The organism is Tabrizicola sp., from assembly GCF_016792905.1.
In the GTDB taxonomy this organism is placed as follows: Bacteria; Pseudomonadota; Alphaproteobacteria; order Rhodobacterales; family Rhodobacteraceae; genus Tabrizicola.
Window position 1 is genome coordinate 24,856 of the sequence record NZ_JAEULP010000030.1, and the last position, 20,945, is coordinate 45,800.

Sequence of the window (20,945 nt, forward strand, 5' to 3'; positions counted from 1 at the left end):
ATGGCGGGGTTCCGCGGCAGGGTTCTTGTGGTCGACGACCACAAGCAGACCCGCCTGAAAATGACACTGGCGGTCCGCAATCTTGGCCACGATGTCGAGGAAGCGCCGGATGGTGCAGCGGCTCTCGGGCGCCTTGCCCAGGGCGGCATCGACATGGTCGTGCTCGACATCGTCATGCCGGGAATGGACGGCTTTCAGGTCTTGCAGGCGATGAAGGCCGACACTGCCTTGCGCGACGTGCCAGTCATCGTGATCTCCTCGCTTGAGGAAATGGACGATGTCGTCAAGGCCATCGAACTGGGGGCCGAGGATTTCCTGACCAAGTCCTTCGACATCGTCCTTTTGCGGGCGCGCATCAACGCGGGGCTGGAACGCAAGCGCCTGCGCGACAAGGAGCTGGAGTATCTGCGCCAGGTCGACCGGCTGGCAAGCGCATCGCGTATGGTCGAGGGCAAGGGTTTCGATCCGTCACGGCTTGGGCTGGACGACATTTCGCGCCGCGACGACGCGCTGGGCAACCTCAGCCGCGTCTTCGTGACCATGGCGAGCGAGGTCTACCGCCGGGAACAGAACCTGCGCAGGACGATCAGCCTCCTCAAGGGCGGGTTCCTGCTGCTGCTGATCGGCGCGCTGTGGGGGGTGATCCCGTCCCTGTCGCGCATCGTCATGCAAGAGGGCCTCAGCCCGTTCGGTGTCATATTCTGGACGCTCTGGTGCAGCGCCACGATCATGATCTTCCTCTCGATCGTGTCCGGGCAGTACCCGGGCCGAAGCCGTGCCGACCTCGCGCGATATGGCCTGATCGGCCTGATCGGCGGGGCGCTTCCACAGATGACGTTGTTCTGGGTCGCCGAAAACCTGCCGGCCATGGTGATCTCGATCATCCTGGCGGTCGAGAGCTTCATCGTGTTCGCTGTGGCTGCACTGATCGGGCTGGAGGCCCCCAGTCTTAAGCGGTTCATCGGACTGAGCCTCGGCCTTGTCTGTGTTCTGATGATCATCCTGCCCGGCGGCGGCGCAATTGGGTCCCACGGCTGGATCTGGATTCTGGCGGCGCTCCTGGTTCCCGCTTTTTACGCGGCCGAAGGCCTTATGATCGCCTCTTTGCCCGAGACGGCCTCCGGCGCGATCGGCACAACGACCGGCATCGTCGTTGCATCGGCGCTGATTGCCACTCCCATCTCGGTGCTGAGTGGCTCGTTCATCCCCGTGAACGAAGTCATCAACGGCGTTGGCTGGGCCTTTCTCCTCATCGCCGCAATGAGCGCGACGAGCATGGTGCTGTCGGTGATCGCGGTCCGCACCACCGGGGCCGTCTTTACCAGCCAGGTCGGCTATGCCGCGACCGGCGGAGGCATCATCTGGAGCATCATCCTTCTGGGCGAACATATGACGGGTTGGATCGCCGCCGCGATTGCCTGCCTGATTTCGGGCGTGGCGCTGGTCATGCCCAAAGCATACGGGGACGATGACGAGGAGCACGTTTTTCTCGCAGATCCCGCGCCCGACACCCGCGCAGCGAAATAGGCGTCGGCCAGACGCGTGTCGGGGCAAACCCGACGGTGGGCGACATGCCCGCCGTTCAGGTGGTGGGAAGATCCCGTGGCGTCTTGGCGACACCAAGGGCAGCGACGAACCAATGCGGTTTTCCGTCGCCGCCCTGCCAGGAGCCACTGCGACTGGTTTCCCAAGGTCTTCCTCTCTGCCATCGCCCTCGCTGCAACCGACATGCTCTGGTCGTGATGCAAGAACGGGTCCTGACCCTTGGGCGTGGGACGGTGTCCGATCTTCCTGGTCGCGACGGGAGTCGGGCAGAACCCTGACCTGCGATGGGGGCGCGGGGTGGAGGTGGGCCCTGTTGACTCCCCCGGTTTTGCCTCTATAAGCCCAACCGTCCCGGAAGCGATTCCGGGGCTTTTCATTGGTGTTGGTGGCCCCCGCAAGGGGATGCCTGTCGGGCCGCAAGGTCAGAGGACAACGCCCTTCGACAACATAGAAGGAGATCAGCGGTGACCAAACGCACCTCTGCCAAGTACAAGATCGACCGCCGCATGGGCGAGAACATCTGGGGCCGTCCGAAGTCCCCGATCAACAAGCGCGAGTACGGTCCGGGCCAGCACGGCCAGCGCCGGAAGAACAAGCTGTCGGACTTCGGGACGCAGCTGCGCGCCAAGCAGAAGCTGAAAGGCTACTACGGCGACCTGACCGAAAAGCAGTTCCGCAAGATCTATGGCGAAGCCGAGCGTGTGCGCGGCGACACCGGCGAGATGCTGATCGGCCTGCTGGAGCGCCGCCTGGACGCGGTGGTCTACCGCGCCAAGTTCGTCCCGACGATCTTCGCTGCCCGCCAGTTCGTGAACCACGGGCATGTCCTGGTGAACGGCAAGCGGGTGAACATCGCGTCCTACCGTGTGTCGGAAGGCGACGTGATTTCCGTCCGCGAAAAGTCGCGCCAGATGGCGGCCATCGTCGAGGCGATTGCCCTGACCGAGCGGGACGTGCCTGACTATCTGGAAGTCGACACCCACAAGCTGACCGCGAAGTTCGTCCGCACCCCGGGCCTGGGCGACGTGCCCTATCCGGTGCAGATGGAACCGAACCTGGTCGTCGAATACTACGCCAAGAACTGATCCCTGCCCCTTGTCGGCAGAGCAGGGGCCCGCCACATCCGGCGGGCCCTTTTCATTTCCGGAGCCCGATATGCCAGAAAGACCCTCGATCGAGACCCGCTTCGAACAGGGGCTCTTTGCCAGCCGCTGGTTGATGGCGCCGATGTATCTGGGGCTGGCGGTGACGCTCGGGATGCTGACGGTGATCTTCGTCAAGGAGCTGGTCCACTACCTGCCGCAGGTGCTGGAGCTGACGGCGGAGAAGATGATCCTGGTCGCGCTGACCATGATCGACCTGACGCTGGCGGCGAACCTTTTGCTGATCGTCATGTTCTCGGGCTACGAAAGCTTTGTCTCGAAGTTCGACATTGACGTGGGCGAGGACCGGCCGGGCTGGATGGGCAAGGTCGATTTCGGCGGGTTGAAGATGAAGCTGATCGCTTCGATCGTTGCGATTTCGGGGATCCACCTGCTGAAGCGGTTCATGGAGATCAGCGACCTGGAGACCGCGACGACCTTTGGCGAGACCGAGATGTTCTGGCTGGTGGTGATCCATCTGACCTTCGTCGCCTCGGGCGTGCTGATGGCGCTGATGGACTGGTTGCAGGCCCGGTCGTTGAAATAGGGAGACAGCGATGACCCATACCGTCCACGCCCGCATCGCGGGCGCGCTGGTGATGATCGGCTTCGGGTCGATCGGCCGGGGGACGTTGCCGCTGATCGAACGGCACATCGGTTTCGACCGGGGGCAGTTCACGGTGATCGAACCGTCGGATGAGTTTGCGCATCTCCTGCACCAGCGGGACATCCGGCATCTGCAGGTGGCGCTGACCGCGGAGAACTTTGCCGAGGTTCTCCGGCCGCTGTTCCCTGAGGGGCGGGGAATGATCGTCAACCTGTCGGTGGACGTGGATTCGATCGAGCTGATGAAATTGGCGCAGGAGATCGGGGTCCAGTACATCGACACGGTGGTGGAGCCCTGGCCGGGGTTCTACTTCGGCTCGACCCTGCCGAATGCCGAGCGGACGAACTATCCGCTGCGGGAACGGGTGCGGGATTTGGGCAAGGCCTATGTCGGCGGGCCGACGGCGGTGTCCTGCTGCGGGGCCAATCCGGGGATGGTGTCGTGGCTGCTGAAGGAGGCGCTTCTGCGGCTGGCGGCGGATACCGGGGTGGCGGCTGATCCACGGACGCGCGAGGGCTGGGCTGGGCTGATGCAGGGGCTGGGGGTCAAGGGCATCCATATCGCCGAGCGTGACACGCAGGTGTCGGCGCGGCCCAAGCCCGCCGGGGTCTTCGTAAACACCTGGTCGGTGGATGGCCTCTTGTCCGAAGGCTACCAGCCCGCCGAACTGGGCTGGGGCACGCATGAGAAGTCGCTGCCGCCGCAAGGTCATGCCTTCGAGCACGGGCCGGGCTATGCGATCTGGATCGACCGCCCCGGCGCGGATACAAGGGTGCGCAGCTGGTGCCCGGATGTCGGCCAGCAATACGGGCTGGTCATTACCCACAACGAGGCATTGTCGATCCCGGACTATTATACGGTCTGGGATGGCGCTGACGCGCTTTATCGCCCGACCTGCCACTACGCCTATCACCCCAGCAATGACGCGATCCTCAGCCTCTATGAGATGAACGGGGCCGGACAACGCCAGCCGGAGAGCCATATCCTGACGGTCGAGGAAATCACCGCCGGGGGCGATGATCTGGGCGTGTTCCTTTATGGCCATGCGAAAGGCGCGATGTGGTATGGCTCGCGGCTGTCCTGCGAGGAGGCTCGGCGGCTGGCCCCCTGGCAGAACGCGACGGGGATGCAGGTGACATCCGCCGTGCTGGCGGCGATGGTCTGGGCGGCGGAGAACCCGAAGGAAGGCTTTGTCGAGGCGGACGAGATGGACCATGTCCGCTGCCTTGAGGTCCAGCGCCCCTACCTGGGCCGGATCGAATGCCACTACACCGACTGGACGCCCTTGCAAAACCGGATCAACCGCTTTGCCGAGGATCGGGACGAGGACGACCCTTGGCAGTTCACCAACTTCCTTGCGGTCTGATCCGGGGCGGTGTCACGGTCGCAGCACCGGACGGAACCCTCTGGCCATGTGCGCTTCAGGCGGGTAAACGGGGCCTGCACCCCGGGGGCCATGATGAACGACCAGATCAAGCCGCAGCCAGGCATCCTTGACATCGCTCTTTACGAGGGCGGCAAGGCACATGTGGCGGGCGTGGCCAATGTGGTGAAACTTTCGTCGAACGAAAACCCGTTCGGGCCCTCGGACAAGAGCAAGGAAGCCTTTGCCCGCACGGTCCACAGCCTGCACCGCTATCCCGTCACCGACCACGCCGACCTGCGCGCCGCGATTGCCGAGGTGCACGGGCTGGACGCGGCCCGCATCATCTGCGGGGCGGGCTCGGACGAGATCATCACCTTCCTCTGCCAGGCCTATGCCGGGCCGCGCGACGAAGTGGTGTTCACCGAGCACGGCTTCCTGATGTACCGCATCTCGACGATGGCCGTGGGTGCGACTCCGGTCGAGGTGCAGGAGCGCGAGCGGACGGCGGATGTGGATGCGATCCTGGCCGCCTGCAACCGGCGCACGAAGCTGGTGTTCATCGCCAACCCGAACAACCCGACCGGCACCATGATTTCCGCAGCCGAAATCGCCCGGCTGGCCGAGAACCTGCCGCCGCAAGCGCTTTTGGTGCTGGACGGGGCCTACGCCGAGTTTGTCGAGGGTTACGACGGCGGCGCGGGGCTGGTCGATGCGCGCGACAATGTGGTGATGACGCGGACCTTCTCGAAGATATATGGCCTTGGCGGGTTGCGGATCGGCTGGGGCTACGGGCCAAAACATGTGATCGACGTGCTGAACCGGATCCGGGGGCCGTTCAACCTGTCGACGACCCAGCTTGAGACTGCCGAGGCTGCCGTTCGTGACCAGGACTATGTCGCGAAGTGCCGCAGCGAGAACACACGGATGCGCAGCTGGCTGGCGAATGCGCTGGCCGAGATCGGCGTGCCTTCGGATACCTCGATGGCCAACTTCATTCTCGCCCGCTTCGCCAGCCAGGACGAGGCCGAGGCCTGCGATGCCTTCCTGCAGAAGCAGGGCCTGATCGTGCGGCGGGTGGCGGGCTACAAGCTCCCGCATTGCCTGCGGATCACCATCGGGGACGAAGCCTCGTGCCGCCAGGTGGCGCATGCGGTGGCGCAGTTCAAGGGTGTCCGGTGAAGGGTCAGGTGATCTATCCGCGCGTCGCCCTGATCGGGCTGGGGCTGATCGCCTCGTCGATGGCCCATGCGATGCGGGCGGGCGGATTGGCCGGTGAGATCGTCGGTTACGCCAAATCGGCTGAGACGCGGGCGGTGGCGAAGACGCTGTTCTGCGACCGCGTGACCGACAGCGCCGCCGAGGCGGTGCAGGGCGCCGATCTGGTGGTGCTGGCGGTTCCGGTCGGCGTGATGGGCGAGATCGCCGCCGAGATCGCGCCGCACCTGAAGCCGGGCGCGACCGTGACCGACGTTGGGTCGGTCAAGCAGGCGGTGGTCGATGCGGTGTCGCCGCACCTGCCCGAAGGGGTGCATTTCATCCCCGGGCATCCGATGGCGGGGACGGAATATTCCGGCCCTCGCTCCGGCTTTGCCACGCTGTTCCAGAACCGCTGGTGGCTGATGACCCCGCCCGAAGGCTGCGACCCGGAGGCGCTGGCGCGGTTGCGGGCGCTGATCGAAGGCATGGGAGCCAAGGTGGACACGATGGATGTGGCGCACCATGACCTTGTGGTCGCGGTCGTGAGCCATGTACCCCACGCCATCGCCTACACGATGGTGGGCGTTGCGGACCACATGCGCCGGGTTTCGCAGTCCGAGGTCATCAAGTATTCCGCCGCCGGTTTCCGCGATTTTACCCGGATCGCGGCCAGCGACCCGGTGATGTGGCGTGACGTGTTCCTGACCAACAAGGACGCGGTGCTGGATATCCTTGGCCGCTTTGCCGAGGAGCTGTTCGTGTTGCAGCGCGCGATCCGGATGGGCGACGGCGAGCATCTGCACGCCTATTTCACCCGCACCCGCGCGATCCGGCGCGGGATCATCGAGGCCGGACAGGACACCGCCGCGCCGGATTTCGGGCGAGGCGTGCCGCCTGCGAACGAGGGCTGAGCCGGTGCGGCGCGGATTTCTGGCGCTGTGCCTCTGCCTGGGGCAGGGGGCCTTTGCGCAAGAGATCAACCGCTCGCCGTTGCCGCCGCCAAACCCGCGCCTGACCGTTGTCTCTGCCGCAGAAGCGCCAGCCGTCGAGGCGACCGTCGCGGCCGATGCTGCCGTCGCCCCGGAAGCCGCACTGTCGGACAGCGTTCTGGCCAGCTCCCTGCGCCCTGTGCCGCGACCCAGGGCCCTGACCGAGGGGCTGGCGGCCCTGAAGGCCGCCTCCAACGCGCCGGGGCTGGACCTGTCCGGGAAAGTGCCGGACGACGAGATCGACCTGGCGTCGATGCCGCCGCCCTCGAAGAAGGAAGAGCGGAAGAAGAAGCGTGAGGCTGCCTCGAAGAAGGGGTCGGTCTGCGGCATAGCCTCGATCAAGGGTGAGGAGATTGCGCCGATCAAGTCGAAGGTAAAGGGCTGCGGGGTCGAGGACCCGGTGGCGATCACCTCGGTCGCGGGGGTCCGGCTCAGCCAGACGGCGACGGTCGACTGCTCCATCGCCAAGGCGCTGGACCGCTGGGTGGACGAGGTCGCGCAACCGGCCTTCAACGGCAACCTCGTCGAGATGCGGGTGGCTGCGCATTACAGCTGCCGCAGCCGCAACAACATAAAGGGCGCGAAGATCAGCGAGCACGGCAAGGGCCGCGCCATCGACATCGCGGCTTTCGTCTTGTCGAACGGCAAGGTGCTGACGGTCGCCCAGAACTACAACAAGCTGCTCCGCCGCATCTACAAGGCGGGCTGCGGCTATTTCATGACCACGCTCGGCCCGGGGTCCGATGGGTACCACGAGGACCATTTCCACTTCGACGCCTCGGCCCGGAAGGGCGGGGCTTACTGCCGCTAGCCGGTCGGCGGCACCATCCGGGGCGCAGGGCCGAGCGGGAAGGGGCCGAAGCTCATCTGGCCGTCGGTGAGTTTCAAGGTCAGCGAGAGGACCGAAAGATCGGGCGACTGGGATGCCAGCGCCTGCATTCCGCGCGCGATGGTCGGGGCCATTTCGGGTTTGACCAGCCCTGCGGCGACAAGGATCGCGGGGAGCCGGTCCCAGTTGGTGATCTCGACCGTGATCTCTCCGGCGGCGAAGCCCTGGTCGTCGGCCTCGACCAGACCCTTGGCGGTGGCGGCGAGCTGGCCCCAGGCGAAGTTGAGCTGGTTGACCTCGATCCGCGTGAGATAGGGTTTCGTCTTGCGCGCATGACGGTCAAGGGGCGCGGAGAGGGTCACGAAGATGCTGCCGATCACCCGGTCCATCGTCTGGGGCAGGTCCGAGGGCGGCAGGCCCGGGATCGCCACCGCCTTGACCCTTGCGAGGAATGCGGGGTCCGGCGTCACGTCGGCCATGTCCAGTGACAGGACATAGGTGTTTAGGGCGTCGCCCGCGCCGGGCACGTCCTCGTCAGCGCTGATCGAGGCGACGCTGCGCCCCGCCCCGACCGTCCAGCCCGCTGTCGAACTTGCCGTCAGGCGGTTGGTTTCCAGGATTACGGCGGCAAGCGGCAGGTCCAGGGCGGGCTTGGCCCGAAAGCTCGCGCGCATGCCTTCGGAGGCCAGGGTCACCACCTGATCCGGCAGGGCCACCTCTTGGTCCGGCGGGAAGGCGGCGATGATGTGCCAGGGCTTCCAGGTCATCGCAAAGACCTGCACGAAGGGGGCGGTCCAGCCGACGGCGGCGTCGGGGTCGGCCAGGTGCAGGCCCTCGACCGTCAGATCCCAGCGGTTCGGGTAGCCTGCGACCGTCACCCCGGTATTTTCGGCGACCAGGCCCTGACCTGCGGCATCCGCGAACCAGCTGTTCACCCCGTCGCGCACCGCGCTCCGGCCGACGTACCAGTAGCCCGACCAGAGCGCCACCAGCACCACCGAGAAGAACAGAAGCTTGCGCATCTTGCGGCCCTTTTCATTGCCCGTCCGCCGGTGTTTACAGGGCGGATCGCAACAGGGCCAGTCATGCAGGAACCTCTCTGGGTCTTCGGCTACGGATCGCTGATCTGGGACCCCGGCTTTCCGGTGGCCGAGCGGCGCATCGCGCGGCTTGACGGCTGGCACCGCAGCTTCTGCATGCGGTCGATCCACCATCGCGGTACGGTAGAGCATCCGGGGCTGGTGCTGGCGCTGGACCGGGCAGACGGTGCAAGCTGCACCGGGATTGCCTTCCGGGTCGATCCGGGGGCCGAGGCTGCCACGCTCTTCACCCTGCGCGAACGCGAGCTTGTCTCCTCGGCCTATCTGGAGATGACCTTGGCCCTCGCCACCGATGCCGGGTCCTTGCAGGCGCTGGCCTATGTCATCGACCCCGATCACGTCCAATATTGCCACCTTGATCGCGAGGAACAGGCCCGGATCATCGCCACCGCCACCGGCGGTCGGGGCCGGAACTGCGACTACCTCTGGTCCACCGCCGCCCATCTGGCCGATCTCGGCATCCGCGATCCTGACCTCGACTGGCTGGCCGAAAGGGTCCGTGCGCTGACCTGACCTTTTGCTTGGCACCCTGCCGCATCCTGCTAGACTCCGCGCCAGGCAGGACACCAGAGGGCAGCATGTCCCAGACAGACACCCGGGCGGCCGAGGTCACGACGACTTTCTCGCAGCCGATCCGTGCCATCACCACCATGCTGCTGGTCTGCATCCTGGTGGGCGCCGGGGCCTGGCTGATCTACGGCACCGTGCTGAACATCCTGCACACCAACCCGATCCTGAACGGCCTGATCGGGCTGGTCTTCCTGTTCGGGGTGCTGTCCTGCTTCTGGCAGGTCTGGATTCTGGCGCAGTCGGTCTACTGGATCGAGAACTTCGTTCGCGGCGCATCCGAGGCCGAAACCGAAACGCCGCCCCGTCTGCTGGCGCCCCTTGCCGCGCTTCTGCGCTCGCGTTCCGCGCGGATGTCGATCTCGTCCTCCTCCTCGCGGTCGATCCAGGATTCGGTCGTCCAGCGGATCGACGAGGCGCGCGACATCACCCGCTATCTGATCAACCTTCTGGTCTTCCTTGGCCTTCTTGGCACGTTCTGGGGGCTGGCCACCACCGTCCCCGCCGTGGTCGAGACGATCCGCTCGCTGGCCCCGCAGGAAGGCGAAAGCGGGCTCGACGTCTTCGGCAAGCTGATGGGGGGGCTGGAGAGCCAGCTTGGCGGGATGGGCACGGCCTTCTCCTCCTCGCTCTTGGGTCTGGCCGGATCGCTGGTGCTGGGCCTGCTGGAACTGTTCGCTGGCCACGGCCAGAACCGCTTCATCCGCGAGCTGGAGGAATGGCTCTCCTCGATCACTCGTCTCGGCTTTGCTGGCGACGGGGAAGGATCGGACCAGAACGCGCTTGGGCTTCTGGTCGACCACATGGCGCAGCAGATGGAGGAGTTGCAGGCCCTCCAGACCCAGACCGAGGCGAACCGCTATGCGTCGGAGGCGAAGATTTCCGAACTGGTCACGGTGATGACTCGGCTGACCGAGAAGATTGACGCCGAGAAAGGGCAGCCCGCGCTGCTGCGCCGGATCGCCGAGGGGCAGGAGAAGCTTCTGGCGGTGCTGGAGGCCACCGAAGGCGGCACCGCAGACCCGGAAAGCCGGATGCGGCTGCGGTCGATCGACGTGCAGCTTCTGCGCATCCTGGAAGAGATGTCGGCCGGGCGGCAGGAGACGCTGACCGACCTTCGGACCGACATTTCCCAGCTGACCGCCGCGATCCGGCAACTGGGCCGCGGCGCCGGGCGGGGCTGAGATGGCCACGCGCACCCGCCGCCGTGACAGTAGTCTGATCTGGCCGGGCTTCGTCGACGCGGTGACGACGCTGCTGATGGTGCTGATGTTCGTCCTGACCATCTTCACCGTCATGCAATCGGTCCTGCGCGACACGATCACCACGCAGGACAGCGAGTTGTCCTCGCTGACCGCGCAGGTTGCGCAGCTGGCCGATGCGCTGGGGCTGGAACAGGCGAAGGCGACGGACCTGGAGACACAGGTTGCGCAGTTGAAGGCTGGGCTGGCCACGGCACAGGCCGAGGGAGACCGGCAGGCCGGAGTGATCGCCACGCTCACCGCCGATCTGACGGCGCGCGAGGGGGAACTGGCGACGGCGAAATCGCGGATCACCGATTTCGAGGCGCAGGTCGCCGCCCTGCTGGTCGAACGCGACAAGGCGCGGGGCGATGCGGAGCGGCTGACTGCCTCGGTGGCCGATCTGGAGGCGGCGAAGTCGAAGCTGGTCAGCGAGGCCGAGGCGATGACGCTGGCTCTGGCCAAGGCGCGCGAGGAGGTAGACGCGAACGCCGAGGCCGCCCGGCTTGCCGCCGCCCGTCGCGAGGCGCTCGAGGCCTTGCTTGCGCAAGAGAGGGACAAGGGGGCGGCCAGCACGGCCGCGCTGGAGGCCGCCAAGAGCCAAATCACCGAAGCCGAAACCGCCCGGCTGGCCGATGCGGCGGCGCTGCAGGCCCTGCGTGACAAGTTGGCCAATTCGGATACCGAGCTGACGGCGATGACGCTGGCGTTGGAGGCGGAGCGGAAGAAGGCGGAGGAGACCCTGACCCTGCTGGCGGCGGCCCGGACCGAGGCCGCGAAGGGCGCGACCGAGAAGGACGCGGCCTTGTCGGCAGCCGAGACTGCGCTGCTGGCCGAGCAGGAGAAGGTGCTGGCGGCGGCGCGGGAGGTGGAGCTGCTGAACCAGCAGGTCGCGGCGCTGCGCAGCCAGCTTGGCAGCCTGCAATCGCTGCTCGATGAGTCCAAGGCGCGGGACGAGGCGGCAAAGGTGCAACTCGACTCGCTGGGCAAGGACCTGAACACGGCGCTGGCCCAGGTGGCCGCCGAACAGCGCAAGCGGGCGGAACTGGAGGCAGCGGAGGCCGCGCGGCTGGAGGCCGAGAACAAGGACCTGGCCCGGTTCCGGTCGGAATTCTTCGGGCAGCTTTCCACCCTTCTGCAAGGGCGCGAGGGCGTGCGGGTGGTGGGCGACCGTTTCGTCTTTTCCTCCGAGGTGCTGTTCAACCCCGGTTCCGCCGATCTGGCCCCGGAAGGCCGGGCACAGATTGCCGGGGTGGTGCGCATCCTGGACGACGTGCGGGCCGAAATCCCGCCGGGGATCGACTGGATCATCCGGGTCGACGGCCATACCGACAACGTCCCCATCGCCCCCGGCGCCGCCTTCGCGGACAACTGGGAACTGAGCCAGGCCCGGGCGTTGTCGGTCGTCCGCTACATGCAGGACGAGCTGGGTTTTCCGCCGGACCGGATGGCCGCGACGGGTTTTGGGGAATACCGCCCGGTCGCGGCGGGCGACAGCGAGGAGGCGCGGGCGCAGAACCGGCGGATCGAGCTGAAGCTGACCGAAAGGTGATCCGCACCATTCCGTGACTGCGCTGACCGCCAAATCGTGCTAGGCTTCGTCAGGAGAAGTGCTTGCAGTCGATGCCATTGGGACGCCCCACGGCTAGACAAGTCAGGGCGCCCCCCGAGCGGGAGGAAGCCTGATGCCGAAGACGATCGGAAATCCCCTTTCCTGGACCATGGGCGCGCTGGGCTCCGCCGCCGGATATGCGACCGTCGTCGCGACCCCGGCGCGCGAGCAGGCCACGCCGGTGACGCGACGGTTGACGATGGCCGACCTGCGCACCGCGCTGCGGAAGGGCTGGGACGACCTGGCGGCCATGCGGTCCGACGTGATCTTCGCCTGCATGCTGTATCCGGCGGTCGGCGCGGTGCTGCTGGCGATGGCGGCACAGGGGAACCTGACGCATCTCCTGTTCCCGGTGCTGTCCGGTTTTGCGCTGGTCGGGCCGGTGGCGGCGCTGGGGCTCTATGAACTCAGCCGTCGGCGGGAGGCGGGGATGGAGGTCGGCTGGGGCGCAATGTTCGAGGTGCTGCGCTCGCCCCGGTTTCCGCGGATCGTGATGCTCGCGCTGTTCAACGGGGTGATCTTCATGGCCTGGCTTCTGATCGCCGACGCGATCCACGCCGCGACCCTAGGACCGGAACGGCCTGCCAGCCTGATGGCGCTGCTGACTGCGGCCGTGACGACCCCGGCCGGCTGGGCGATGACGATCATCGGGACCGGGCTCGGCTTCCTGCTGGCGGTCGCCGTGCTGGCGGTGTCGGTGGTGTCCTTCCCGTTGCTTCTGGACCGGGACGTGAGCCTGCCCGTGGCGGTGACGACCTCGGTCCGCGTGGCGCGTGAGAACCCGATGGTGATCGCGACCTGGGGGCTGATCGTCGCGGCAGGTCTTGTGGTCGGCATCCTGCCTGCGTTACTTGGGCTGGTCGTGGTGCTTCCGCTGCTGGGGCATGCAACCTGGCATCTTTACCGGGCGGCGGTGGCCTGATCTGTCCACCGTGGACAAACGTGAAATAGTGAAGGAACACAACGTCTTGCTTGCGGGCATTCAGGAATTCTTAACGTTTTCAGATGACTTCGCGTGCAACGACGTCTTTCCACCGCGGTGTAGTCAGGCATGACGACGCCATCGCCGCACGACCCCCAGTCAGCCATTCGGCCGACCCCCAACCCCTGCACCTCGGCCAGAGGAAGTGGGGTGGTGCGTCTTTGGGTGGCAGGACCTTGTGCGTGAAGTGAAGCAGGAGTGACGTCTTGACCGAGATCATCCAGTCTCTTGTCGGCCTCTCGGGCCGCTACGACGCCGTCTTCTGCGACCTCTGGGGCTGCCTGCACAACGGCAAGGCGGCGTTTCCGGCTGCCGTCGCCGCGCTGCAAGGCTTCCGCTCAGCTGGTGGCAAGGTCGTTCTCCTGACCAATGCACCCCGACCGGACTCGAGTGTCATCAGGCAGTTGGACGGCCTCGGCGTGCCCCGTGACGCATGGGATATCGTCGTGACTTCGGGCGATGCCGCCCAGATGGGGATGCTTTCGGGTGCTGTCGGTCGCCGCGTCCACCACATCGGGGCGCCCAAGGATGAACCCTTCTTCACCGATTTCGCCGAAGATCTGGCAGCCTATGCGAAAACCCAGCCGCCGATCCTCCGCGTCCCCCTGAAAGAGGCCGAGGGCATCGTCTGCACCGGCCTGCGCGATGACCTGACGGAAACCCCCGCAGACTATCGCGCGGCGCTTCTGCTTGGGAAAACTCTCGGCTTGCCAATGCTCTGCGCCAACCCGGACATAGTGGTCGACATGGGTGACAAGCGGCTTTATTGCGCAGGCGCTCTGGCGCAGGCCTACGAAACGATGGGCGGCACTGCGCTTTACTTCGGCAAGCCACATCCCCCGATCTACGACCTCGCCCGGCGTCGGCTGTCCGAGGCCGGGGCGCCGTCCGATCCGCAGATCCTGTGCATCGGCGACGGGATTCACACGGATATTCAGGGCGGTATCGGTGAAGGGCTGGATACGCTTTTCATCACTGGCGGGCTGGAGGCCGAGCGGTTCGGCCCCGACGTCGAAAACCCGAACCGGCGCCTCCTCGACGACTGGTTTGACGTGCGCGAGCTGTCGCCCACTTACGCCATGGGTCGCCTGCGATAGCAACGACGCGGTAACTTTCGTTCACAGACTTTCGTCTTGGTGAACATTTATTGCGCAGGCGATTGTTCTGCGCCGCAGCATATGCTACGGTTCCCGCATGACTGGTAGGGATTCGGAACCCATGCTCGACAACATGCCCCGCGGCACAATCTGCATCGAGGACATCGAAATCGGCATGTCCCGCCACCTGATGAAGGTCGTCACCGACCGGGATATCGAGCTTTTCGCCGAAGTCTCTACCGACCGGAACCCGGTCCATCTGGATGAACAGTACGCCCAGGACACCATCTTCGAAGGCCGGATCGCCCATGGCATGCTCACAGCAGGCCTGATCTCTGCCGTCATCGGCGAACAGCTTCCGGGTCATGGCACCGTCTATCTGGGGCAAAGCCTGAAGTTCATGGCCCCCGTCCGCCCCGGCGACATGGTCCGCGCTGAAGTGACCGTGACCGGCATCGACCACGCAAAGCGCCGAGTCACCCTTGAAACCCTCGCCTCGGTGGGTAAAACCGTTGTTCTGAAGGGCGAAGCGCTGGTTCTGGCGCCCAGCCGCAAGTTCGACTGACGGGGCCATCGCCCCAAAAGGGCGCGGATGCAGATTCATCAGGACTTTCAGTGGCTTGACCCGAACGCCCGGGGTGCCTCCGTCGCCATGGGCAATTTCGACGGCGTGCATCTTGGCCACCGCTCGGTGATCGACCTTGCCCGGGGCCACGGCCCCTTGGGCATCATCACGTTTGAGCCGCACCCCCGCCAGTTCTTCGCTCCCCATGCCGCGCCCTTCCGCCTGATGAACGCCGAAGCCCGCGCCAACCGACTGGCGAAGCTTGGGGTCGAGCATCTGTTCCAACTGCCGTTCAACCGGGCGCTCGCGGCCCTGACGCCCGAAGAGTTTGCCGGGAAGGTGCTCGCCGGAGGGCTTGGCATCGGCCACATCGTCGTCGGCGCTGACTTCTGCTTCGGCAGGGGCCGCACGGGCACCGCCGACGATCTGCGGACCCTTGGCGACCGCTTCGGCTTTGCCACCACCATTGCGCCACTCGTCGAAATCGCCGGGCGCGAGGTTTCCTCCACCGCGATCCGGCAGGCCCTGACCGACGGTCGCCCGAGGGACGCCGCCGACATGCTGGGCCACCTGCACCGGATCGAGGGCGAGGTGATCCACGGCGAAAAGCGGGGACGCGAGCTGGGTTTCCCGACCGCGAACATGGAACTGTCCGGCCTGCATCTGCCGCGCTTCGGGGTCTATGCGGTCAAGGTCGATGTTCTGACCGGCCCCCATGCCGGAAGCTATATGGGCGCCTCCAGCCTGGGTGTGCGTCCGATGTTCGACGGCGAAGTGCCGAACATCGAGACCTTCCTCTTCGACTTCAAGGGCGACCTTTACGGCCATCACCTGTCGATCGCGCTGGTCGATTTCTTGCGGCCGGAGATGAAATTCGACGGGCTCGCCGCGCTGATCACCCAGATGGACGCCGACTGCGCCAAGGCGCGGGAGATTCTGTCAGCGCTCTGAAGGTCCTTCATACTGGCCGCCCTGTGCGTCGCCCAGTGCGATCAGCAGCAGTATCGCAAGCGGGGGCGAGCCGACAATGCTGATCAGAACCCAGACGCCGGGGCTGCGCCCGCGCTCGGCAGCCATGTTTGCGGGCAGGATGAAGATGATCCAGATCGTGAAAGTCATCACGAAAACCATGAAGCAAATCGCAAGCAGGATACCGAACGGCTCAGGCACCACTTTCCTCCGGCACAAGTCAATCCTGCCACTACCTATTCACTCCTGCGCGGGATTGAAGGGCCAGAGCGTCACAGCCCCTTCCCTTTTCCGCCCCGCCGCCGCACTTTGCGCCCATGACCAACCTGCGCCCCCGCTTCTGGGAAACCATTCCCCTGAACAAGCTCACCCAACAGGAATGGGAGGCTTTGTGCGACGGCTGCGGCAAGTGCTGCCTGAACAAGCTGGAGTATGAGGACACCGGCGAGGTTGCCTACACCCGCATCGCCTGCCGCCTGTTCGATGGCGCCACCTGCCAGTGCCGCGACTACCCGAACCGGAAGATGCATGTCCCGGAATGCGTGGTGCTGACACCGAAGACCCTGCCGAAGATCGCCTACTGGATGCCGTCGACCTGCGCCTACAAGCTTTTGTTCCAGAAGAAGCGGTTGCCGGACTGGCACCCGCTTCTGACCGGCGACCCGGACAGCACCCACAAGGCCGGTCAGTCGATCAAGGGGATCACTCTGTCCGAGACAGATATCCCCGAGGACGACTGGGAAGACTACCTGATCGAGGAAACCCCCTGATGCGTTTTGCCTCCGACAACACCTCCGGCGCGGCGCCCGAGATTATGGCTGCAATCCTGAGGGCAAACGAGGGCTACGAACGCAGCTACGGCGCCGACGCCGCAATGGAGCGGGTGACGGCCCTTGTCCGCGACATCTTCGAGGCGCCACAAGCCGTGGTCTATCTGGTCGCCACCGGCACCGCCGCGAACGCCCTTGCCATCGCCACCCACTGCCAGCCCTGGGGCGCGGTCTTCTGCCACCGCCACGCCCATATCGCCGAGGACGAATGCAACGCGCCGGAGTTCTACTCCGGGGCCAAGCTGGTGCTTGTCCCGGGGGATGAGGGCAAGATCACGCCCGACGGCCTGACCGCCGCGCTGGCGTCCACCGGCGAAAGCGGTGTCCATGGCGTCCAGCGCGGGATGCTCAGCCTCACCAATGTCACCGAGGCCGGGACCGCCTATACCCCGGCCGAGATCGCTGCCCTGACCGCGCTGGCGAAGGCGAAGGGCATCCCCTGCCACCTCGATGGCGCGCGCTTTGCCAATGCGCTGGTGGCCACCGGAGCCAGTCCGGCAGAGATGACCTGGCAGTCGGGCATCAACGTCCTCTCGCTGGGCGGCACCAAGAACGGCTGCCTGGGCGTGGAGGCGGTTGTCCTGTTCGACCCGGCGAAGGCCTGGGAGTTCGAGCTGCGTCGCAAGCGGGGCGGGCATCTCTTCTCCAAGCACCGCTTCCTCTCGGCGCAGATGGAGGCCTACCTGACCGGCGGCCTCTGGCTGCGCCTCGCCGCACAGGCGAATGCGATGGGGCAGCGGCTGGTGCAGGGCCTGCGCGACCGGCAGGCGCAGGTGCCCGAGGCCCCCGCCAACATGCTCTTCCCGGAATGGGCGGCAGGCAAGCACGAGAAACTTGAAGCCGCAGGCGCCGTCTACTACCGCTTCCCTGCGCCAGAGGGCCGCGAGCGCGCGCGCCTGGTCGCCAGCTGGTCCACCACCGAAGCCGACGTGGACGCCTTCCTCCGCGCCTTCTGACCCCGGCTTTTTCGCACCGTTAGCGGTCGCGCCGGTTTGCATCCCGGAATCGGGATGATAAGCGGTGCGCACACCCCGAATCCGCTGCCCGGAGACCCCCATGCCCGCCGTCACCGAACCGAAGCTCATCGCCGGAAACGCCAACCAGCCTCTGGCGAAATCCATCGCCCGGCGGATGTCGATGCACCGGGGGATGAGCGTGAACCTGGTGGATGCGCGGGTCGAACGCTTCAACGACCAGGAAATCTTCGTCGAGGTGTTCGAGAATGTCCGGGGCGAGGACATGTATGTCATCCAGCCGACCTCGAACCCGGCGAACGACAACCTGATGGAACTTCTGATCATGACCGACGCCCTGCGTCGGTCTTCTGCTTCCCGGATCACCGCCGTGATCCCCTATTTCGGCTATGCCCGCCAGGACCGCCGCGCCAAGGCCCGCACCCCTATCACCGCCAAGCTGGTGGCGAACATGATCGAGACCGCGGGCATCGACCGCGTTCTGACGCTTGACCTGCACGCCGCGCAGATCCAGGGCTTCTTCGACATCCCGGTCGACAACCTTTACGCCAGCCCGGTCTTCGCCCTGGACATCGAGCACCATTTCAAGGGCCAGATGGATGATCTGATGGTCGTCTCGCCCGATGTGGGCGGTGTGGCCCGCGCCCGGGAACTTGCCAAGCGGATCAACGCCCCCCTCTCGATCGTCGACAAGCGGCGTGAAAAGGCGGGCGAAATCGCAGGCATGACCGTGATCGGCGACGTGAAGGGCCGCAAGTGCATCATCGTCGACGACATCTGCGATACCGCCGGCACGCTCTGCAAGGCCGCCGAGACACTGATGGAGGCGGGCGCAACCGAGGTTCACAGCTACATCACCCACGGTGTCCTGTCCGGCCCGGCGGTCGAGCGGGTGTCGAACTCGGTAATGAAATCGCTGGTGATCACCGATTCCATCGAACAGGGCGACAAGGTGCTGGGCGCGAAGAACATCCGCGTGGTGCCGACCGCGCCGATGTTCGCGCAAGCCATCCTGAACATCTGGGGCGGCATGTCGGTGTCCTCGCTGTTCGAGACTGATACGCTGGTCCCGATCTACGAGGGGCTTTACCAGCGCAACTGACGCGAAACGGCGCAGGTTGCGCCCAATTTTCATCACAATTCCCATGGATTGCTTCAACTGTCGCGGCATGAAGAACAGCCCGGCGAAAGGAGCGCCTGGTGGAGATAGTGAGTTCCGAGCGCCGGGCATGGCGCGACCTGTTCGACCTGACATCCGCCGAGAAGGTGCTGCTGGGCTTTGCGATCGGCGCCGAGGTCGCGGCCTTCCTCTTGGCCGAAGCACTCGACCGCATCGTGGACTGGGCACCGTTTCTGAGCGGCTATCTGGCGGCGCTCGGATTCGTGCTGATCGGAGTCTACATCCGGCGCGTCAAGGCCAAGCCGCGTATCGCCATGGCGCTACAGGGCATCGGCTTCTTCATGGCTTTCACCTCGGCCTGTGCGGTGCTGATCTATACCCTGTTGCCGCTGCCTTTCCCGATGGTCGACCCGTATCTCACGCAGACAGGACATTGGGTCGGCTACGACTGGCGGGAATTCGTGAGCACCATGATTGCCTACCCGGCAGTCTCTCGCGCGCTTGGATATGTGTATCACAGCGCCATCCCGCAAATGCTGCTGACGATCTGCCTTCTTTCGATCTACGGGCGCTCGCTGGAACTGTACCGATTTCTGTTCGTCGGGATGGTCACCTTGGTCATCGCGGTGGCGATCTGGTGGCGTTGGCCAAGCGTCGGCTATGTGGGCGTGCTTCCGTATCCGCCCGAAGTCATGGCTGAAAACGGCTTCCGGTTCAAAGTCAACTACGGTGAACTTCTGACCCGGCTGTTGCAGGAAGGCCCGGGTCGCATCACTCCGGCCGTCATTACTGGTGTTGTCGGTTTCCCCTCGTATCACACGGTCATGGCACTGATGGTCACCTGGTATTGCCGGCGAACCATATTGTTCGTGCCGATACTTCTGGTGAACCTCGCGATGATCCCCGCGACACTGCTGCACGGCGGACACCATTTGATCGACCTCGTTGGGGGGTTGGTCGTCTTCAGCATCGGTGTCCAAATCGCCAATCGGCTGATCAAACCCGACGGTCACGCAGTCGGCGGACCAGCCTAGGCCACGTCCCAGTCATCCTCGTCACGGGCCTGACCGATTGCCATCCAGTCAGCCCTGATCCGCGCGATCCTGGTGTCGGCCCAGGTGCGGAAGACGATCTCGAACCCGTTCTCCGTCACATTCTCGGCGGAGATATCGACGCGAGAATTCGTCGCGTGGTCGATGTCCCACATCGAGATGCCAAGCTTGACCACTGGCGGTTCGGCGAAGGCTTCGCGGAAGGTCTCCTGGTGGCGTACCTCGCGCGGGCCGGACCCCGTCCACATTGCTCCATCATGTGCGAAATCGGAAAACAGGACCTTGGTGCCCTGTTCAATGCCAATTGGACCGCTGAACCGCTTCATTACAATTCCAGAACCCTAACCCGATGCTGATCATGCCGGATTCTTCGGCAGGAGTCATGAGAAACGCACTGGCCCCGGGCAAAGCCGGGGCCAGTGCATTCCTGAAGCCTGTACGGGGGATCAGATCCCTGCGGCTGCCCGCATCGCGTAAAGATCGGCCACTGCCTTGTCGGCTGCGTCCTTGTCCGAGTTGACGGCTGCTGCCTCACAGGCATCGGCCACCAGCGCATCCAGAGCCGCCGGGGTCAGCTCGTTCAGCGGCACCGCCTGTTCCGCCAGGACCGAAACGCCCGTGGCGCTGATCTCGGCAAAGCCGCCGGTCACGACATAGGCTTTCATCCCGTCGGCAGCAGACACGCGCAACACGCCCGGCCGCAGCGAGGTGATGGTGGCCGCGTGGCCCTCCATCGCCGTCAGATCGCCCATCGCACCGGGGATCTGGACCTCGGTCGCCGGGAACGACGCGAGGCGGCGCTCCGGGCTGACCAGGTCGAATTGAACCGTGCTGGCCATGTCGCCCCCTTACGCCGCAGCTGCCGCGAGTTTGGCAGCCTTGGCTTTCACTTCCTCGATGTCGCCGACCATGTAGAAGGCGGCTTCCGGCAGATGGTCATACTCGCCGTTCACCACCGCCTTGTCGGCGGCGTCCTTGTCCGAATTGACCGCCGCCGCCTCGCAGGCATCGGCCACCAGCGCGTCCAGCGCCGTCGGGGTCAGCTCGTCCAGCGGCACCGCCTGTTCGGCCAGGACCGAAACGCCCGTCGCGCTGATCTCGGCAAAGCCGCCGGTGACGATATAGGATTTGACCCCATCGGCACCCGTCACCCGCAGAACG

22 protein-coding genes and 1 pseudogene are annotated in these 20,945 nt (G+C 65.4%); 18 read left to right on the plus strand and 5 right to left on the minus strand.

Annotated elements, in window-relative coordinates:
* The 7 genes from JNL31_RS06380 (at position 1) to JNL31_RS06410 (ending at position 7,657) form a co-directional block, all read left to right on the plus strand.
* Positions 1-1,527, plus strand: coding sequence for a response regulator (locus JNL31_RS06380; RefSeq protein ID WP_294971246.1), 1,527 nt, complete (start codon positions 1-3; stop codon positions 1,525-1,527).
* 482 nt (positions 1,528-2,009) lie between these two features.
* Positions 2,010-2,630 (plus strand): 30S ribosomal protein S4, encoded by a 621-nt coding sequence (rpsD, locus tag JNL31_RS06385; RefSeq protein ID WP_294971247.1) that lies wholly within the window; start codon positions 2,010-2,012, stop codon positions 2,628-2,630.
* 70 nt (positions 2,631-2,700) lie between these two features.
* On the plus strand, positions 2,701-3,234 hold the full coding sequence (locus JNL31_RS06390) for a TIGR00645 family protein (protein WP_294971249.1): 534 nt from the start codon (positions 2,701-2,703) through the stop codon (positions 3,232-3,234).
* A gap of 10 nt (positions 3,235-3,244) precedes the next feature.
* Complete coding sequence (locus JNL31_RS06395; RefSeq protein WP_294971251.1) at positions 3,245-4,660, plus strand: saccharopine dehydrogenase C-terminal domain-containing protein; 1,416 nt, start codon at positions 3,245-3,247, stop codon at positions 4,658-4,660.
* A 93-nt stretch (positions 4,661-4,753) separates the two neighbouring features.
* Complete coding sequence (hisC, locus tag JNL31_RS06400; protein ID WP_294971253.1) at positions 4,754-5,839, plus strand: histidinol-phosphate transaminase; 1,086 nt, start codon at positions 4,754-4,756, stop codon at positions 5,837-5,839.
* Positions 5,840-5,847: 8 nt separating this feature from the next.
* Entirely contained in the window at positions 5,848-6,768 is a 921-nt protein-coding gene (locus JNL31_RS06405; protein ID WP_294971255.1) for a prephenate/arogenate dehydrogenase family protein, read from the plus strand.
* 4 nt (positions 6,769-6,772) lie between these two features.
* Entirely contained in the window at positions 6,773-7,657 is an 885-nt protein-coding gene (locus JNL31_RS06410; protein ID WP_294971257.1) for an extensin family protein, read from the plus strand.
* Here JNL31_RS06410 and JNL31_RS06415 read toward each other — a convergent pair.
* Positions 7,654-8,697, minus strand: a complete 1,044-nt coding sequence (locus tag JNL31_RS06415; protein ID WP_294971259.1) for a DUF2125 domain-containing protein — start codon at positions 8,695-8,697, stop codon at positions 7,654-7,656. The genes JNL31_RS06410 and JNL31_RS06415 overlap by 4 nt on opposite strands.
* A 63-nt stretch (positions 8,698-8,760) precedes the next feature.
* Between JNL31_RS06415 and JNL31_RS06420 the strand changes: the two genes are divergently transcribed.
* The 7 genes from JNL31_RS06420 (at position 8,761) to JNL31_RS06450 (ending at position 15,790) form a co-directional block, all read left to right on the plus strand.
* Complete coding sequence (locus tag JNL31_RS06420) at positions 8,761-9,288, plus strand: gamma-glutamylcyclotransferase (RefSeq protein WP_294971261.1); 528 nt, start codon at positions 8,761-8,763, stop codon at positions 9,286-9,288.
* A 65-nt stretch (positions 9,289-9,353) separates the two neighbouring features.
* Entirely contained in the window at positions 9,354-10,526 is a 1,173-nt protein-coding gene (locus JNL31_RS06425) for a biopolymer transporter ExbB (RefSeq protein WP_294971263.1), read from the plus strand.
* A gap of 1 nt (position 10,527) precedes the next feature.
* Positions 10,528-12,135, plus strand: a complete 1,608-nt coding sequence (locus JNL31_RS06430) for a peptidoglycan -binding protein (protein ID WP_294971265.1) — start codon at positions 10,528-10,530, stop codon at positions 12,133-12,135.
* A gap of 133 nt (positions 12,136-12,268) precedes the next feature.
* Positions 12,269-13,117, plus strand: a complete 849-nt coding sequence (locus JNL31_RS06435; RefSeq protein ID WP_294971267.1) for a DUF2189 domain-containing protein — start codon at positions 12,269-12,271, stop codon at positions 13,115-13,117.
* Positions 13,118-13,383: 266 nt separating this feature from the next.
* Positions 13,384-14,274: a TIGR01459 family HAD-type hydrolase gene (locus tag JNL31_RS06440; protein ID WP_294971269.1), complete on the plus strand. Its 891-nt coding sequence runs from the start codon at positions 13,384-13,386 to the stop codon at positions 14,272-14,274.
* Positions 14,275-14,395: 121 nt separating this feature from the next.
* Positions 14,396-14,839 carry a MaoC family dehydratase gene (locus JNL31_RS06445; protein WP_294971293.1) on the plus strand — a complete coding sequence of 148 codons (444 nt, stop codon included), beginning with the start codon at positions 14,396-14,398 and terminating at the stop codon, positions 14,837-14,839.
* Positions 14,840-14,866: 27 nt separating this feature from the next.
* A complete protein-coding gene (locus JNL31_RS06450; protein WP_294971271.1) occupies positions 14,867-15,790 on the plus strand; it encodes a bifunctional riboflavin kinase/FAD synthetase in 924 nt (307 codons plus the stop codon).
* Here JNL31_RS06450 and JNL31_RS06455 read toward each other — a convergent pair.
* The gene (locus JNL31_RS06455) at positions 15,779-16,009 is read right to left on the minus strand and encodes a hypothetical protein (protein ID WP_294971274.1); all 231 of its coding nucleotides are present in this window, start codon (positions 16,007-16,009) and stop codon (positions 15,779-15,781) included. The genes JNL31_RS06450 and JNL31_RS06455 overlap by 12 nt on opposite strands.
* A gap of 116 nt (positions 16,010-16,125) precedes the next feature.
* Between JNL31_RS06455 and JNL31_RS06460 the strand changes: the two genes are divergently transcribed.
* The 4 genes from JNL31_RS06460 to JNL31_RS06475 all read left to right on the plus strand — a co-directional run bounded on the left by JNL31_RS06460 (position 16,126) and on the right by JNL31_RS06475 (position 19,766).
* Complete coding sequence (locus JNL31_RS06460) at positions 16,126-16,578, plus strand: YcgN family cysteine cluster protein (RefSeq protein ID WP_294971276.1); 453 nt, start codon at positions 16,126-16,128, stop codon at positions 16,576-16,578.
* The gene (locus JNL31_RS06465) at positions 16,578-17,594 is read left to right on the plus strand and encodes a low specificity L-threonine aldolase (protein WP_294971277.1); all 1,017 of its coding nucleotides are present in this window, start codon (positions 16,578-16,580) and stop codon (positions 17,592-17,594) included. Before JNL31_RS06460 ends, JNL31_RS06465 begins: the two co-directional genes overlap by 1 nt.
* A 100-nt stretch (positions 17,595-17,694) precedes the next feature.
* The gene (locus tag JNL31_RS06470) at positions 17,695-18,714 is read left to right on the plus strand and encodes a ribose-phosphate pyrophosphokinase (RefSeq protein WP_294971279.1); all 1,020 of its coding nucleotides are present in this window, start codon (positions 17,695-17,697) and stop codon (positions 18,712-18,714) included.
* Between the two features lie 98 nt (positions 18,715-18,812).
* On the plus strand, positions 18,813-19,766 hold the full coding sequence (locus JNL31_RS06475) for a phosphatase PAP2 family protein (RefSeq protein ID WP_294971281.1): 954 nt from the start codon (positions 18,813-18,815) through the stop codon (positions 19,764-19,766).
* On the opposite strand, the gene JNL31_RS06480 is transcribed toward JNL31_RS06475, so the two are convergent.
* From JNL31_RS06480 to JNL31_RS06490, 3 genes and pseudogenes are all read right to left on the minus strand, one after another.
* Entirely contained in the window at positions 19,763-20,032 is a 270-nt protein-coding gene (locus JNL31_RS06480; protein ID WP_366928925.1) for an H-type lectin domain-containing protein, read from the minus strand. The genes JNL31_RS06475 and JNL31_RS06480 overlap by 4 nt on opposite strands.
* Positions 20,033-20,230: 198 nt before the next feature.
* The gene (locus JNL31_RS06485; RefSeq protein WP_294971287.1) at positions 20,231-20,623 is read right to left on the minus strand and encodes a F0F1 ATP synthase subunit epsilon; all 393 of its coding nucleotides are present in this window, start codon (positions 20,621-20,623) and stop codon (positions 20,231-20,233) included.
* 9 nt (positions 20,624-20,632) lie between these two features.
* A pseudogene (locus JNL31_RS06490) lies at positions 20,633-20,945 on the minus strand (hypothetical protein); the annotation flags it as partial.

What these genes read in the sequence shown, in the direction of transcription:
- JNL31_RS06430 (WP_294971265.1), top strand. Translation starts at nt 10,528, where the DNA reads ATGGCCACGCGCACCCGCCGCCGTGACAGTAGTCTGATCTGGCCGGGC.
- JNL31_RS06465 (WP_294971277.1), top strand. Translation starts at nt 16,578, where the DNA reads ATGCGTTTTGCCTCCGACAACACCTCCGGCGCGGCGCCCGAGATTATG.
- JNL31_RS06420 (WP_294971261.1), top strand. Translation starts at nt 8,761, where the DNA reads ATGCAGGAACCTCTCTGGGTCTTCGGCTACGGATCGCTGATCTGGGAC.
- JNL31_RS06480 (WP_366928925.1), bottom strand. Translation starts at nt 20,032, where the DNA reads ATGTGGACGGGGTCCGGCCCGCGCGAGGTACGCCACCAGGAGACCTTC.
- hisC (WP_294971253.1), top strand. Translation starts at nt 4,754, where the DNA reads ATGAACGACCAGATCAAGCCGCAGCCAGGCATCCTTGACATCGCTCTT.
- JNL31_RS06485 (WP_294971287.1), bottom strand. Translation starts at nt 20,623, where the DNA reads ATGGCCAGCACGGTTCAATTCGACCTGGTCAGCCCGGAGCGCCGCCTC.
- JNL31_RS06415 (WP_294971259.1), bottom strand. Translation starts at nt 8,697, where the DNA reads ATGCGCAAGCTTCTGTTCTTCTCGGTGGTGCTGGTGGCGCTCTGGTCG.
- JNL31_RS06460 (WP_294971276.1), top strand. Translation starts at nt 16,126, where the DNA reads ATGACCAACCTGCGCCCCCGCTTCTGGGAAACCATTCCCCTGAACAAG.
- JNL31_RS06390 (WP_294971249.1), top strand. Translation starts at nt 2,701, where the DNA reads ATGCCAGAAAGACCCTCGATCGAGACCCGCTTCGAACAGGGGCTCTTT.
- JNL31_RS06380 (WP_294971246.1), top strand. Translation starts at nt 1, where the DNA reads ATGGCGGGGTTCCGCGGCAGGGTTCTTGTGGTCGACGACCACAAGCAG.
- JNL31_RS06450 (WP_294971271.1), top strand. Translation starts at nt 14,867, where the DNA reads ATGCAGATTCATCAGGACTTTCAGTGGCTTGACCCGAACGCCCGGGGT.
- JNL31_RS06470 (WP_294971279.1), top strand. Translation starts at nt 17,695, where the DNA reads ATGCCCGCCGTCACCGAACCGAAGCTCATCGCCGGAAACGCCAACCAG.
- JNL31_RS06395 (WP_294971251.1), top strand. Translation starts at nt 3,245, where the DNA reads ATGACCCATACCGTCCACGCCCGCATCGCGGGCGCGCTGGTGATGATC.
- JNL31_RS06445 (WP_294971293.1), top strand. Translation starts at nt 14,396, where the DNA reads ATGCTCGACAACATGCCCCGCGGCACAATCTGCATCGAGGACATCGAA.
- JNL31_RS06435 (WP_294971267.1), top strand. Translation starts at nt 12,269, where the DNA reads ATGCCGAAGACGATCGGAAATCCCCTTTCCTGGACCATGGGCGCGCTG.
- JNL31_RS06425 (WP_294971263.1), top strand. Translation starts at nt 9,354, where the DNA reads ATGTCCCAGACAGACACCCGGGCGGCCGAGGTCACGACGACTTTCTCG.